This window comes from Ralstonia sp. 24A2, from assembly GCF_051783885.1.
Lineage (GTDB): Bacteria > Pseudomonadota > Gammaproteobacteria > Burkholderiales > Burkholderiaceae > Ralstonia.
Genome location: NZ_JBPVZD010000002.1, coordinates 2,144,607 through 2,159,391, shown reverse-complemented (window position 1 = coordinate 2,159,391; position 14,785 = coordinate 2,144,607). Strand labels below are relative to the sequence as shown.

14 protein-coding genes are annotated in these 14,785 nt (G+C 64.5%); 4 read left to right on the top strand and 10 right to left on the bottom strand.

Annotated elements, in window-relative coordinates; all coding sequences use genetic code 11:
- Positions 1–2: 2 nt before the first annotated feature.
- Positions 3–965, bottom strand: a complete 963-nt coding sequence (locus ACS13N_RS14965; protein WP_438932359.1) for an isoaspartyl peptidase/L-asparaginase family protein — start codon at positions 963–965, stop codon at positions 3–5.
- A gap of 17 nt (positions 966–982) precedes the next feature.
- Positions 983–1,972 (bottom strand): MurR/RpiR family transcriptional regulator, encoded by a 990-nt coding sequence (locus ACS13N_RS14960; RefSeq protein ID WP_438932358.1) that lies wholly within the window; start codon positions 1,970–1,972, stop codon positions 983–985.
- A gap of 239 nt (positions 1,973–2,211) precedes the next feature.
- On the opposite strand from ACS13N_RS14960, the gene ACS13N_RS14955 reads away from it, so the two are divergent.
- Entirely contained in the window at positions 2,212–4,149 is a 1,938-nt protein-coding gene (locus tag ACS13N_RS14955; protein WP_438932357.1) for an ATP-binding cassette domain-containing protein, read from the top strand.
- Positions 4,150–4,178: 29 nt separating this feature from the next.
- Entirely contained in the window at positions 4,179–5,294 is a 1,116-nt protein-coding gene (locus ACS13N_RS14950) for a CaiB/BaiF CoA transferase family protein (protein ID WP_438932356.1), read from the top strand.
- Here the strand turns inward: ACS13N_RS14950 and ACS13N_RS14945 are convergent.
- From ACS13N_RS14945 to alr, 4 genes are all read right to left on the bottom strand, one after another.
- Positions 5,277–5,792, bottom strand: a complete 516-nt coding sequence (locus ACS13N_RS14945) for a DUF523 domain-containing protein (RefSeq protein ID WP_438932355.1) — start codon at positions 5,790–5,792, stop codon at positions 5,277–5,279. The two genes, ACS13N_RS14950 and ACS13N_RS14945, sit on opposite strands and share 18 nt — an antisense overlap.
- A gap of 16 nt (positions 5,793–5,808) precedes the next feature.
- On the bottom strand, positions 5,809–6,288 hold the full coding sequence (locus ACS13N_RS14940) for a disulfide bond formation protein B (RefSeq protein ID WP_438932354.1): 480 nt from the start codon (positions 6,286–6,288) through the stop codon (positions 5,809–5,811).
- A 110-nt stretch (positions 6,289–6,398) separates the two neighbouring features.
- Positions 6,399–7,769 (bottom strand): DNA repair protein RadA, encoded by a 1,371-nt coding sequence (gene radA, locus ACS13N_RS14935; protein ID WP_438932353.1) that lies wholly within the window; start codon positions 7,767–7,769, stop codon positions 6,399–6,401.
- Between the two features lie 79 nt (positions 7,770–7,848).
- The gene (gene alr / locus ACS13N_RS14930; RefSeq protein WP_438932352.1) at positions 7,849–8,973 is read right to left on the bottom strand and encodes an alanine racemase; all 1,125 of its coding nucleotides are present in this window, start codon (positions 8,971–8,973) and stop codon (positions 7,849–7,851) included.
- Positions 8,974–9,618: 645 nt separating this feature from the next.
- Between alr and lplT the strand changes: the two genes are divergently transcribed.
- Positions 9,619–10,935, top strand: coding sequence for a lysophospholipid transporter LplT (lplT, locus tag ACS13N_RS14925; RefSeq protein ID WP_438932863.1), 1,317 nt, complete (start codon positions 9,619–9,621; stop codon positions 10,933–10,935).
- Here the strand turns inward: lplT and ACS13N_RS14920 are convergent.
- A complete protein-coding gene (locus ACS13N_RS14920; RefSeq protein ID WP_438932351.1) occupies positions 10,932–11,846 on the bottom strand; it encodes a transcriptional regulator GcvA in 915 nt (304 codons plus the stop codon). The two genes, lplT and ACS13N_RS14920, sit on opposite strands and share 4 nt — an antisense overlap.
- Before the next feature lie 87 nt (positions 11,847–11,933).
- Between ACS13N_RS14920 and ACS13N_RS14915 the strand changes: the two genes are divergently transcribed.
- On the top strand, positions 11,934–12,539 hold the full coding sequence (locus ACS13N_RS14915) for a LysE family translocator (protein WP_438932350.1): 606 nt from the start codon (positions 11,934–11,936) through the stop codon (positions 12,537–12,539).
- Positions 12,540–12,547: 8 nt separating this feature from the next.
- On the opposite strand, the gene ACS13N_RS14910 is transcribed toward ACS13N_RS14915, so the two are convergent.
- From ACS13N_RS14910 to tsaB, 3 genes are read right to left on the bottom strand one after another with little or no spacing between them, the layout of a single operon-like run.
- Positions 12,548–13,375 carry a uracil-DNA glycosylase gene (locus ACS13N_RS14910; RefSeq protein WP_438932349.1) on the bottom strand — a complete coding sequence of 276 codons (828 nt, stop codon included), beginning with the start codon at positions 13,373–13,375 and terminating at the stop codon, positions 12,548–12,550.
- On the bottom strand, positions 13,372–13,899 hold the full coding sequence (gene rimI / locus ACS13N_RS14905; RefSeq protein WP_438932348.1) for a ribosomal protein S18-alanine N-acetyltransferase: 528 nt from the start codon (positions 13,897–13,899) through the stop codon (positions 13,372–13,374). Before rimI ends, ACS13N_RS14910 begins: the two co-directional genes overlap by 4 nt.
- Positions 13,896–14,633: a tRNA (adenosine(37)-N6)-threonylcarbamoyltransferase complex dimerization subunit type 1 TsaB gene (gene tsaB, locus ACS13N_RS14900; RefSeq protein ID WP_438932347.1), complete on the bottom strand. Its 738-nt coding sequence runs from the start codon at positions 14,631–14,633 to the stop codon at positions 13,896–13,898. Before tsaB ends, rimI begins: the two co-directional genes overlap by 4 nt.
- Between the last annotated feature and the right edge of the window lie 152 nt (positions 14,634–14,785).

Genomic DNA, 14,785 nt, shown 5'->3' with positions numbered 1-14,785 from the left:
GCTCAGCGATAGATCGACACGACAGGCGCCTCGGCGCCACGTGCGAACCCGCGGTACATCCCTTCGGTGTTGAACGGCAAGGCGACGTTGCCCTGCGCATCCACGGCGATCATCCCGCCGCGGCCGTTGATGGCCATCAGCTTGCGCATGACCACGTCGTCGCTCGCGTCGGCCAGCGACTTGCCGGCGTATTCCATCTGCGCGGCCACGTCGTAAGCAGCCACGGCGCGGATGAACATCTCGCCCGTGCCGGTGCACGACACGGCAGCCACGTTGTTGGCGAAACAACCCGCGCCAACGATGGGCGTATCGCCCACGCGGCCGACTTTCTTGTTGGTGACGCCGCCTGTGGAGGTGGCTGCTGCCAGGCGGCCTTGCGCGTCGCATGCCACGGCGCCTACGGTACCGAACTTACTGTCTGGGTCGATAGGCGCGTTTTCCTTGGCCATGAGCGATGCCGCGTCGTGATCGAGCAGCGCCATGCCGTCTTGCTGGCGAGCGCGCTGCCACTGGGCATAGCGCGCTTCGGTGTAGTAGTAATCGGGTTCGACGAACTCCAGCCCTTGTGCATGCGCGAAGGCCTCTGCACCCTCGGAGGTGAACAGCACGTGTTCGCTGTGCTCCATCACGGCACGCGCGGCCAGGATCGGATTGCGCAGGCGCTTGACGCAGGTCACGGCACCGGCAGCCAGCTTGGCGCCATCCATGATCGACGCATCGAGTTCGTACGTACCGGCGCTGGTGAGCACTGCGCCTTTGCCCGCGTTGAACAGCGGGCACTCCTCCAGCAGACGCGCAGCTTCGGTCACTGCGTCGAGCGCGCTCCCGCCTTCGACGAGGATGCGCTGGCCTGCTGCCAGGATGTCGTTGAGGGCCTGCTCGTAAGCGGCTTCTTTCTCGGCGCTCATGGCCGTGCGGGTGATGGTGCCGGCGCCGCCGTGGATGGCAAGGATGGGCGTGGTCATGCGTGGCTCAATGAAAATCAGTTTTCAGCGGTGCGCTTGCGGCCGCGTCGGGTGTTCGTGGGCGCGTTGGCGGCGTCGTTGCCGGACGCCGTACGCGGCTGTTGACTGGTATGCAGCCACGGCAACACGAATTCGGTCAGTCGCTCAGCCGATTCCAACGAATGCGCGGATCGGTGCGCCACAGCGCCGCACAGGGCTTCGAAGAGCGCCACGGCTGCGGTGTCGGACGTGGCCGAAAACTGCCGCTCCGGGCGCGCATACAGTGCAATGTCCGCCAGCGGCGCCAGGGGCGAGGTCGGGCTGTCGGTCAACGCCAGCACCTGGCAGCCCTGCTCACCGGCTTGCTTGGCCAGCGTGATCGTGTCGGCCGCGTAACGCGGAAACGCAATGGCGATCAGCAAATCCTTCCGCCCGATCTTGCGCAGTTGGCGCGCGGCATCCGATGCGCCGCCCGGCTGTGAAACGGAGATCACCGTGTCGCAATACAGATCCAGCCCGTGTCGCAGCAGGCCAGCCAGATAGCCGCTGGCGCCAAAGCCCATCACGTAGATGCGTTTTGCGCCCAGGATGGCGTCCACCGCGCGCTCGCAGGCCGTGGCGTCGAGCATGCGGCGCGTGGCGTCGAGGTTGGCAATGTCTTCGTTGAGCGACGCGGCAAAGATCTCCGCGCTGGTGGCCGGACGCGCCAGTTCGTGGCGCAGCTTTTCTACTGGCGCGAGGGTTGCCTCGAAGCCGCGCAGCAGCCCGGCACGGAATTGCGGATAGCCGTCAAAACCCAACGCCAGCGCAAAACGGTTGGCCGTGGCAATCGACATGTCCACTGCGGCGGCAAACTCGTCGATGCGCATGGTGGCCGCACGAAACGGGTTCGCCAGCACGTATTCGGCCATGCGCTGGTGCGCGGGCGTGAGCGTGGCAAGCGCCGCCCCAATGCGCTCGGAGACCGTCGCATCGGCGGCAAATGCGCCTTTCGACACATCCGTACGCTTGCTGGTGGATTTCGCCATGTTCCTGGGCCGTGAAAATTTTGTGTAAATGTATTTTCACGAATCGACCATGTAAAGAAAAAAACTTTCACAACGACCTATGGTTTTCCCTAGGTCGAAAGCGGCTGCACAGATTGCGGGCGAGCGCCGCCTCCGCACGGTGCAATGCACCAGTCCAAACACCCAGGGCGCGCCAGGATCGTGCGGCGCAGCACGCTACAATCCCACCCTTCTCCGATTTGCCATCAGCACAGTTTTTCGTGATCCGATTCGACGACCTCGTCCTCCAGCGTGGCACCAAGGTGCTGTTTGACCACGCCACCGCCACACTCAACCCCGGTGAACGGGTCGGCCTTGTCGGCGTGAACGGCAGCGGCAAATCCACGCTGTTCTCGATGCTGCGCGGCGAGCTTCACGCCGACGGCGGCGAAGTCGCCATCCCGCCCACCTGGCAGGTCGCCCATGTGGCGCAGGAAACCCCGGCGGTTGACCGCAGCGCGCTCGATTACACGCTCGACGGCGACACCCGCCTGCGCGACATCGAAAGCCGCCTAGCCGCCGCCGAAGCCGCTCACGACGGCCACGCCCAGGCCGAAGCCCATACTGCGTTTGCCGATGCCGACGGCTACACCGCCCCGGCGCGCGCGCAGGCCCTGCTGCTCGGCCTCGGTTTCACGATGGCGCAGACCATGCAGCCGGTGGCAAGCTTCTCCGGCGGCTGGCGCATGCGGCTGAACCTGGCGCAGGCGCTGATGTGCCCGTCCGACCTGCTGCTGCTCGACGAGCCGACCAACCACCTGGACTTGGATGCCGTGGTCTGGCTGGAGGACTGGCTGTCGCGCTACGCCGGCACGCTGGTGATGATTTCGCACGATCGCGAATTCCTCGACGGCGTGTGCAACGTCACGCTGCATATCGAGCACCAGAAGCTCAAGCGCTACGGCGGCAACTACACGCAATTCGAGACGCAGCGCCTGCAGCAGATGGCCCTGCAGGAAGCGTCGTACGCGCGCCAGCAAAAGCAGATCGCGCATCTGGAATCGTTCATCACGCGCTTCAAGGCCAAGGCCAGCAAGGCCAAGCAGGCACAGAGCCGCGTCAAGGCGCTGGAGCGCATGGAGCGCCTCGCACCCGTGCACGCAGCAGCCGGTTTCTCCTTTGAGTTCCGCGAGCCCGATGCGGCGCCCAACCCGATGCTCACGTTCGAGGGCGTCGATTGCGGCTATCCAGGGCCGAGCGAAGATCAACCCATCACGATCCTCAAACACCTGACGTTCTCCATCCAGACCGGCCAGCGCATCGGCCTGCTGGGTGCCAACGGCCAGGGCAAGTCGACGCTGGTGAAGACGCTGGCCGAGACGCTGGCGTCACTATCGGGCACGATCCGCCGCGGCAAGGGCCTGCAGATCGGCTACTTCGCGCAGCACCAACTGGAAACGCTGGACGACCATGCCTCGCCGCTGCTGCATCTGGCACGCCTGGCACCGGATGTGCGCGAGCAGGAACTGCGCGACTTCCTCGGCAGCTTCAACTTCCGCGGCGACATGGCGACCGCGCCCATCGAACCGTTCTCCGGTGGCGAAAAAGCACGCCTGGCGCTCGCACTCATCGTCTGGCAGCGCCCCAACCTGCTGCTGCTCGACGAGCCGACCAACCACCTGGATCTCGACACGCGCGAAGCGCTCACCATGGCGCTTGCCCAGTTCGACGGCACGCTGATCCTCGTCTCGCACGACCGGCACCTGCTGCGCGCCACGACCGACCAGTTCCTGCTGGTCGGCCAAGGCACCGTCGCCCCGTTCGATGGCGATCTGGACGACTACCGCGATTGGCTGCTCAAGCAGGCCGCCGCCAAGCGTGCGGCAGCCAGCGCTCCAACGGCGTCAACCGATGCAGATGGCACACCTGCCACCAATCGCCGAGACCAGAAGCGCGAAGAAGCCGCCGAACGTCAACGCCTGAATGCGCTGCGCAAGCCGCTGCAAAAGAACGTCGACACGATCGAAAAACGCATGGCTCCGCTGCAAAAGGAAAAGGCCGAACTCGAAGCCTTCCTGGCCGATGGCGCCGCGTACGAAGAGGCCAACAAGACGCGCATGATGGAAAGCCTGCGTCGTCAGGCCGAAGTGAACACCGAACTCGACCAGTTGGAAGAACGCTGGCTCGAACTGCACGAACAACTCGAACAAATCGGTTAATGCCGGCATGTCCGGCCAAGGAGACCTTGTTGAAGACAACCCCGTCGCCGGACACCGCCACCTCCACCAACCAGCCGCTGGCAGGCGTGCGCGTGCTCGATCTCACGCGCCTGCTGCCCGGCCCTGCAGCCACACGCCACCTGGCTGATCTCGGCGCCGAGATCATCAAGATCGAAGACCCAGGCCCCGGCGACTACGCCCGCGACATGATGCGCACGCCCGCCGACCGTGCAGCCGAACGCCCGAGCCTGTTCTTCCGCTCGCTCAATCGCGGCAAGACCGAAACGCGGCTCGACCTGAAGCTTGCCGAAGACCGCGAAGCGCTCATCGAACTCGCACGCCATGCGGATGTGCTGATCGAGAGCTTCCGCCCAGGGGTCATGGCGCGCCTCGGCGTCGGCTGGGACACACTGCGCGCTGCCAACCCGGCGCTGGTGATGTGCTCCATCAGCGGCTACGGCCAGGATGGCCCGCTCGCACAAGCGGCGGGTCATGACATCAACTACGTCGGCTATGCGGGCATGCTGGATCAGCTCACCAGTGCCAACGGCACGCCCATCGTCCCCAACGTGCAGATCGGCGATCTGTTGGGCGGTGCGTTGATGGCGGTGGTCGGCACCCTCGCGGCGTTGGTGGATGCACGCGCCACCGGACGCGGCCGCCATGTCGACGTATCAATGACGGACTCGGTGTTCGCGCATAACCTGATGGCGTTCTTTGCCGTCGGCATGCGCGGCAAGGCGAGCCCCGCCGGTGCTGACCTGCTCAACGGCGGCGTGCCGTGCTACGGCGTCTATCGCACGGCAGATGACCGCTTCATGGCCGTCGGCGCACTGGAGTTGAAGTTCTGGCAGGCGATGTGTGACGTCATCGGCAAGCCCGAATGGAAGGACAAGCACTGGGCACTCGGCCAGCGCGTTGGTGGTGAGGACGCACGTGCCCTGCGCGATGAACTCGCGGCGCTGTTTCTCACCGCCCCTCAAGCCGAATGGACCGCGCGTTTTGCTGATGCCGACTGCTGCGTCACGCCCGTGCTGCGCATGGAAGAGGCGATGCAGCACCCGCTCTTTACCGAGCGCAACAGCGTGGTGAAGGAGAACGACGAGCCTGTACAGCTCGCCCTGCCGCTACGATTTGCCGACTGAACCAGCGCGGTCCAGTTCGTCCAGCAGGCGTGCAGCCTCTTCCAGTTGATGCTGGCTGAACACGCGAATGCCGTGCTGGCGCAGCAGCGCCGCCGTCACCCCCTCACCGGGCTGCAGTTGGCTGGAGAACGTACCGTCGTAGAGAAACGCAGAACCGCAGGACGGGCTGCGCTCGGTCAGCACGGCCACATGCACGCCGGCTTCCTGTGCTGCCTCCAGGGCACGTTGCGCGCCCTGTACAAAGGCATCGGTCACGTCATGACCATGGTGCTCGACCACACGGGCAGCGCCACGTAGAACGGCAGCACCGCCGCCCTCGCCGTGGATTTCCGCCGGCAGGCGCGGCACCGGCAGGCCGCCGGCCATCTCAGGGCACATCGGCACGATGCGCCCTTCCATCTGCCAGCGCGCCAGGATGCCGCCCTCGGTGACGACCGTGCCGCCGTCATAGCGCACTGGCTGACCCAGCAGACATGCGCTGACGAGAACGCGTTGCACGGTCGATCGCTCCGGTTTAACGACGCTCGCGGCGAATCATCGCCACCACCAGCGTCAGCGACAAAATCACCAGCCAGATCAGCGACCACACCGGCACCGACACACCCAGCACCGGGGGCATCGGCCCGACGCACAGGCCATCCGCCTCGAACACCTGCGGCAACCATTTGGCGGTAGGTAGCGCATTGACCCAGTTTTCGATCGGGTCGATCCCGCACGTGGCCTTCGGGTTCAGCAGCAGAGACACGTGATACCCCGCCACGCAGAGCCCCGCCAGCCCAGACAGCATGCCCAGCCCGTGCCACAGCAGCCGCGTGGCCGACGACAGCGCCGCCAGCAAGGAAAACACGCCGATCCCGAGGAAAGCGAACCGCTGCAGGATGCACAGCGGACACGGCTGCAACCCCTCCACGTGCTGCAGATACAACGCATAGCCGACCACCCCGAAGGAGATCACGGCAATCAGCAGGAAAAAGGCACGCGAATTGGCTTGCATGACGGCGTCAACTCAGAGGGGTCGTAGAGAAAAGTTGGCGAATTATCGCATTGCAACAGCTCGGGCACTTTCAAATGGTGCGAGCGACACCGTTGCGAAATTTTGAAGGATCAGGCTTCCAGCGCCCGCACCCGGTCAATGGCCTGCTCGATACGCTCGACGGCAATCACCTCCAGACCGTCAATCGGCTGCTTGGGCGCATTCGATTTCGGGATGACGGCAACCGAGAAGCCCAGCTTGGCCGCTTCCTTCAAACGCTCCTGACCGCGCGGCGTGGGGCGAATCTCGCCCGCCAACCCGATCTCACCAAACACCACCAGCCCGCGCGGCAGCGCCTTGTTGCGCATCGACGAATGGATCGCCAACAGCACCGCCAAGTCCGCTGCCGGCTCGGTAATCTTCACCCCTCCTACTGCGTTGAGGAACACGTCCTGGTCGAAGCACGCGATGCCCGCGTGGCGGTGCAGGACCGCCAACAGCATCGCCAGCCGGTTCTGTTCCAGCCCCACGGCCAGACGGCGCGGGTTCGGCACATTGGCTGTGTCCACCAGCGCCTGAATCTCCACCAGCAGTGGCCGCGTACCCTCCTGCGTCACCAGCACGCACGAGCCCGGCACCACCTGTTCGTGCTGCGACAGAAACAGCGCCGACGGATTCGCCACACCGCGCAAGCCCTTCTCCGTCATCGCAAACACGCCCAGCTCGTTGACGGCGCCAAAACGGTTCTTGAACGCGCGCACGAGTCGATAGGCCGAATGCGTGTCGCCCTCGAAGTACAGCACCGTATCGACGATGTGTTCGAGCACGCGCGGGCCCGCCAGCGCACCTTCCTTGGTCACGTGGCCAACCAGGATGGTCGTCACATCCAGCCGCTTGGCAATGCGCGTGAGTTGCGCCGCGCATTCACGCACCTGCGCCACGGAGCCCGGCGCAGAGGTCAACGCCTCCGAATACAGCGTCTGGATCGAATCGATGACGACGACTTCGGGCTTTTCCGTCTCGATGGTTGCCTGGATACGTTCGAGCTGGATCTCGGCGAGCAGCGCCAGGTTCTGGCTTTCGATGCCGAGGCGATGGGCACGCAGCGCGATCTGCGAGCCGGATTCTTCGCCGCTCACATACAGCACACGGCGCGTGGCCGACAGGTTGGACAGCGCCTGCAGCAGCAGCGTCGATTTGCCGATGCCCGGATCGCCGCCGATCAGCACCACACCACCACCTACCAGGCCACCGCCCAGTACACGGTCAAACTCATCGATACCGCTGGAGAAGCGCGGCACGTCTTCTGCATCGATCTCCGACAGCTTGCGCACCGTTGCGCTCGATGCCAGCGACTGGAAGCGTGCGCCCGCGCCGGATGCCGGCTGCGCCACGGTTTCCACCAGCGTGTTCCACTGCTGGCAATGTGGGCACTGCCCTGCCCATTTCGGCGCCGTGCCGCCGCATTCGGTGCACGTATAGACCGTCTTGCTCTTGGCCAAAAAACCCCCTGCTTGCGGCCGCTGCGTTTGCTGAGCGGCCGCTTGATCTTCGTATTGCGTGTGTGACTGGATACGGCGCTCAGGCCGCCTTGCCAAGGTCGCCTGCGTCAGCCGTTTCAACCGGCTCAACGGTCACGGGCACGCGCGGCGCCAGCGCACACATCAACTCATAGCCGACAGTACCGGCGGCGTGGGCCACCTCGTCGATCGGCAGGCCTTCGCCCCACAGCGTGACGGGTGTACCAATACGGGCATTCGGCATGCCCGAGAGGTCGACCGTAATCATGTCCATCGACACGCGGCCCACCGTGTGCGTGCGCACGCCGTCAACCAGCACCGGCGTGAACTGGTCACCCCAACCGGGTGCGTGACGCGGGTAGCCGTCTGCATAGCCGCACGCCACCACGCCGATACGCATCGGGCGCTCCGCCACAAAGCGCGAGCCGTAGCCAATGGTGTCGCCCGGCTGCAGGTCCTGGATGGCGATCAACTCGCTCTTGAGCGACATGGCAGGCATCAGGCCGGTGCCTTCGATATCGCTGGCAAGTCCCGTCGGCGAGGCCCCATACATGATCACGCCCGGGCGCACCCAGTCGCGATGCGCCTTCGGGTGCCACAACGTGGCGGCAGAATTCGACAGCGATGCCTCGCCCGGCAGCCCTTGCGTGGCCTGCTCGAAGGCTGCCAATTGATGCTCGATGCCCCGCGGACCATCCGCATCGGAAAAGTGCGTCATGTGGACGATGGTGCCGATGCCGGAAATGGCACGTGCACGTTCCCACGCGGCACGGTAAGCCTCCGGTACGAAGCCCAGGCGGCTCATGCCAGTGTTGATCTTGAGCTGCACGCTGATGGGCCCTTTCAGACGGGCCAATTCCAGCATGCGCAACTGGTCTTCGCTATGAACGGTCGTGGTCAGTCGGTGCTGCTCAACGATGGCGAGGTCCTCTGGCTTGAAGAAGCCTTCCAGCAGCAGAACCGGCCCCTGCCAGCCGAGCTGGCGCACACGCACGGCCTCATCGAGATCGAGCAGCCCGAAACCATCGGTCTGGCGCAGGCCTTCGTAGGCACGCTCGATGCCGTGGCCGTAAGCATTGGCCTTGACGACTGCCCACACGCGCGAGTTCGGGGCGTGGCGGCGGGCAACCTGGAGATTGTTGGCAAGTGCGGGGCCGTGAATGACGGCCTGAATGGGTCTTGGCATGACGGCAAACCTGCAGAACGTTGGTGCGATGTCGCACTTGTGGTGCGACATCGGTGTTGCAATGCAATAAGTGCTGCGCGGCTGGCGAAGCCATTATGGCCAACCCCGCGCGATCAGCGTTCTATTTGACCACAGGACGCCAACTGGTTCGCGCCGTTGGGCTGATCGGCAAAAAAGAAAGTGCGCTGCCGTCACCGGAAGCGCACAAGTTTCATGTTATAAAGCCGTTCAATTTAGGCATGGGCAAACATACGTGATGCATTGGCGGCATAAGGAAAGTTGGGCAACGACCACTTCTTTTTGCACGATGGCATCGCATACAGTTTGACCGTGTGGGCAGGCGAGACCAAAAGACGCACCGAGCGGAACGCATGCCTCGGACGCCTGTCAGTGAAGATTCCTGCGGTTGTCCGGCGATGCGTGTCTTGCAGCACCGAACTGATCCGGCAAAGGGAACCACAGCTAGGGAGCCCGCGCGGGCAGTGGCACGTATGCTGCACTCGTGCGCCTGCGCGCTGCACGGCCGGTCAGCCGATGTATCGCTCGGCCGGCGACCTGGAAGGGAAGCTTCCGTACGCCAGCACCGCGCCTGTGCGTCGTGAAGACGGGATTGGCACCGCGCTCTACGGGGACGAATTCGAAGGTATGAAGAAGGGCTTTTACACCATCATGGCGGCGCAGTTTTTCTCGTCGCTCGCCGACAATGCGCTGCTGATCGCGGCCATCGCCCTTCTCACAGAGATGCATGCCCCGCAGTGGATGACGCCGCTGCTCAAGCTGTTCTTCGTGCTCTCTTACGTTCTGCTTGCCGCCTTCGTTGGTGCCTTTGCCGACTCCAGGCCCAAGGGCAAGGTGATGCTCATCACCAATGCCATCAAGCTGCTGGGCTGCGGTGTCATGCTCACCGGCCTGCATCCGCTGCTCGCCTATGGCGTGGTCGGCTTTGGTGCGGCGGCATACTCGCCTGCCAAGTACGGCATCCTGACCGAGCTGCTTCCCCCGGAGAAACTCGTTGCTGCCAATGGCTGGATCGAAGGGCTGACTGTCAGTTCGATCATCCTTGGCACCGTGCTGGGCGGCGCGCTCATCTCCAAGCACATATCGACGTGGCTGCTGTCATTCGACATTCCCGGCCTCGAAGCCATCGACACGCCGGCCGAAGCGGCCATGCTCGTGATCATGGCGCTCTATCTGGTCGCAGCGCTGTTCAACTTGCGTATTCCCGATACCGGCGCACGCTATCCGCAGCAGGAAAAGAACCCGGTACGCCTGATCTCCGAATTTGCCGACTGCTTTAACGCCCTGTGGCGCGACAAGCTAGGCCAGATCTCGCTGGCGGTAACCACGCTCTTCTGGGGCGCCGGCGCCACGCTGCAGTTCATCGTGCTGAAGTGGGCCGAGCAATCGCTTGAGCTGAACCTCTCGCAAGGCGCCATCCTGCAGGCCGTGGTGGCTGTAGGCGTGGCCGCCGGTGCCATGGCGGCTGCCGTGAAGATTCCGCTGCGCCGCTCGCTCGACGTGCTGCCGGTGGGCGTGGCAATGGGCGCCGTCGTCATGCTGATGGCGTTCTACACCAAGCACACGATCCCCGAAGTCACCTTCCACATCGGCGAGATGAAGCTGCCGCTGTACATGCTGATCGCCTACCTGTTCCTGATGGTGGTGGGCGCCATGTCGGGTTTCTTCGTGGTGCCGATGAACGCCCTGCTGCAGCATCGCGGGCACGTGCTGCTCTCGGCGGGCCACTCGATTGCCGTACAGAACTTCAACGAGAACGTTTCGGTACTGTTGATGCTGTGCCTGTACGCACTGCTCATCAAGTTCAACGTGCCGGTGAGCATCGTGATCGTGTCATTCGGCATCTTCGTATGCATCACGATGGCGCTGGTGATGCGCCGGCATCGCATCAACGAAAAGATCTATCACACCGCCGCGCTCATCGGCGAAGACAAGCACCATTAAGCGCCGCCGCGCGCCTCCGCCAGGAGCCACGCGCGAAACGCGGCAACCTCGGGCCGTCCGGCCGAGGCCCGCGGATACACCAGCCAGTAGCTGAAGTCGTTCGGCATGCTCACGTCGAACGGCTGCACCAACCGCCCGGCCGCCAGATCGTCGGCAGCAAGCATCAATCGGCCCAGCGCCACCCCCTGGCCTTCCACAGCCGCCTGCAGAACCATCCCCGCATCGTTGAAGACCACACCCGATGATGTACGCTGGGGCGGTGTCACACCAGCGTGCTCGAACCATGCGCGCCATGCGCCCTTCGGCTCGTCATGCAGCAGCGTGGCATGGCGCAAGTCCATCGGTTCCACCAATGGCTCACGCAATGCGGGGCTGCACACGGGGCTCAGGTATTCACGGGCGATGAGGTCGGCTTTCAGGCCGACCCAACGGCCAAGCCCTGAACGGATGCCGATGTCGAAGCTGTCGTCGGTGTACGCCCACAGTACGGTGGAGGTTGTCAGCTTGAGCTCGATCCCGGGATGCTGCGCGCGGAAACCGCCCAGCCTCGGCAACAGCCAGCGCGAGGCGAACGACGGTAATGCGCTGATGCGCAGCGTGTCTTGTGGGCGTCCGCTCAAGCGCGCAGTTGCCTCCGCAAGACCGTCGAACAGCTGTGTCAGCTCAACAAGGTAACCGCCGCCCTCCGTCGTTAGCGCGAGCGCATGCCCGCGTCGGGCAAACAGCTTCAGGCCGAGCCAATCCTCCAACTGCCGTACCTGGTGGCTAATGGCGGCTTGCGTGACACACAACTCGGCGGCGGCACGGGTGAAGCTCAGGTGGCGCGCGGCAGCCTCAAAGGCCCGCAACGCGCCCAGTGGTGGCAATCGTCGCATGGCGTTTGCTCGATAACCCTGGTTGATCGAAGCCATGAGGATAGATCGTTTTGCACCGCGCCGTGCCGCCCGTCTAATGGCGCTTTCGGCGCACACGCGCCGCCGTCATTGGAGACCGACGCCATGCTCGCTTGGGAACTGTGGGCCGCCTTCTTCGGCTACGCCATCCCGATGGTCATCAGCCCCGGCCCGGGCAACACGCTGCTGGCAACCGCTGGAGGGCGCTTCGGCATCCGCGGTTCGGTACCGTTCTGGCTGGGCTTTGAGGCGGCCAACCTGATGCTGTGCCTGATCTACGGCCTCGGGCTCGGCCGCGTGCTGCACGACTACCCAGCCTTCGAGCAGGCGCTGAAATGGGTGGGCGTGCTGTACCTGCTCTACCTCGCCAAGGGCTTTCTAGTGCCGCCCTCCAACGGTGCGAAGCAGGAGAGCGACACCTCGCACCTGGGTTTCGGTGCGGGCTTCTTTTGCGTGATGATCAACCCGAAGATCCACTCGATGATCGTCGTGATGTTCGCGCAGTTCCTGAAACCTGGCGCGGGCATGGCAACGCAGGTGACGCTGCTCACAGCGGCCTTCCTGGTCGTTTGCGTGGCATGCCACTTCCCGTGGATCGCGGGCGGCAAGATGGTGCTGCAGCGCTTCCGCTCGCCGCGGGCGCTGCGCATTCAGGGGTGGATTTTTGGGGTGTGCATGCTCGCGGTGGCCGCATATGTCGCGCTCACCTGAGTGCGAAGTTACTGGCCTCCGCGCTCTGCATACACCTTGCGTGCGAGGCAGAGGTCCTCCCACGCGCGAGCCTTGTCGGTCAGTGTGCGGAGCAGGTAAGCCGGGTGATATGTCACCACCACGGGCACGCCTTCCACCTCATGCACCTTGCCGCGCAGCTTGCCTACCGGCGTTTGCGTCTGCAGCAGATTCTGTGCAGCAACGCGGCCCAGCACCACGATGATCCGCGGCTTGACCAACGCAATCTGACGCTTGAGGTACGGATCGCACATCGCCGCCTCGTCCGGCTCAGGATCACGATTGCCTGGCGGACGGCACTTGAGCACGTTGGCGATGAACACGCCCCGTCCTTCACCCTCCTGGCGCGACAGGCCAATCGCACGCAGCATGCTGTCGAGCAGCTTGCCGGCTTGGCCGACGAAAGGCTCGCCCTGCTTGTCTTCCTGCTCGCCCGGGGCCTCGCCGATCAGCATCCACTCCGCCTGCCGATCGCCAACGCCGAAGACAGTATTCGTGCGGCGCTCGCACAGCTTGCACGACGTGCAGCCAGAAACGGCCGCTTCAAGCTGGGCCCAGTCAAACGCGGCGATGCGTTGGGCGCGAGGCGCAACAGCATCGCTCGGCACGTCGATCATGTCAGGCGTTGCAGGAACCTCGACACGCGCAACGACGGGCGCCGGGGCGGCCACCACAGTCTCAAAGGCAACCGGCTCAGCGACGGCGACCTCGGGAATCTCGACAACCTCGGCGATTTCCGCCTCAACCGACTCGGCACCGCGCAACATCCATTCATTGGAGACACCCAGCGCCTCCAGCATGCGAGATCGACGATTCATGCTGCCTCCACCCCGCTCGCTTCGCAGACGATGCGCATGACGAGCGCGTCTTCCCGCGTGTTGTTCTCGGCCGGGTAATAGCGTTTGCGGCGGCCGATCTCAGCAAACCCGACGCGGCGATACAGCGCAATCGCGCTGGTGTTGGACGGCCGCACTTCCAGCAGCAGGCTGCCAAAGCCATGTGCCAGTGTGAGTGCCACTGCCAGATGCAGAAGCCACCGCCCCAGTCCCTGCCGCTGCCAGACGGGTGCCACCGTCACGTTCAGCAGGTGCATCTCATCAACGACCGGCATCAGGATCAGGTAACCGGCAACCTCGTTGCCGCCGTCACGCAGCACGATGCCGAGGTGACCAGACTTGAGCGAATCCTCGAAGTTGCCGCGCGACCAGGGAAAGGCGAACGCGGCCTGCTCGATGGCTGCTACGCCTGCCAGATCCAGTGCTGTCATGCGCTCGGCGCGCCAGCCGGTAGGCAGTGGCGTCTGCGCGGTCACGCTGGCCAGTGCGTTGTCAATCAGGCTCATGCGTGGGGCCCTGCCGCAGCCTTGGCCTGCTGCACGGCCTGGCGCTCTTCGATGGTGAGCGCAACCTTGTCGCGCACGTACAGCGGAGCAGCATCTTCCGGGCGGACCGTGTGGCCGGCAGCCAGCAGGCGCAGCCCGAGCGTGACGATTTCGCGTGCGTGTGGTGCCACCTCGGGCAGCACCACGGCAGCGCCAGCTGCAACGCTCAATTGATCGCCAAATACCGTGGCGGCGTTGCCAGCCAGCCAGTACGGCTGCGCTGGTGCGGCCACGGTTTGCGGGCCACTCACCTGGATGGCCGACAGCGCGTGCCAGCCCGAAGCATCCTGTGTCGCATCGGCGGGCACGAAGCTGGCCCAGTAGCACTCGTCCATGCGCGCATCGAGCGCAACGGTCACGGCCGTGCCCGCTGGCAGCGAGGCACGCGTCTGCTCGGCACAGGCCACCAGCGAATTGACGGGAACAATCGGGAGATCGGCCCCAAAGGCCAAGCCCTGCGCCACACCACACGCGGTACGCAGGCCGGTGAACGAACCTGGCCCGGCGCCAAAGGCAATTGCCGCGCAATCGGTCAAGGCGATGCGGGCTTCGGCCAGCAACTCGCCGGCAGCCGGCAGCACGCGGCTGCTGGAGCGCGCACCGGTGTGCTCGTGACGGAACAGCGTGCGCGTGCCGTCACCAAGGGCGACGGAACAGAACTCGGTGGAGGTATCGAAAGCAAGAATCCAGGGCATGGCGGCATTGTACCGGCTGGTGTGACGGCTGAATGCCCAAACCCACGGCAGCCCGTGCGGAAAATTGGGCAGAAAACCGAAGGCATCCTCGAATTCAAACGGCCCGGCTGAGCGACCCCGGCGCTATCATCGCCGGACCATTGTTTTCAGCC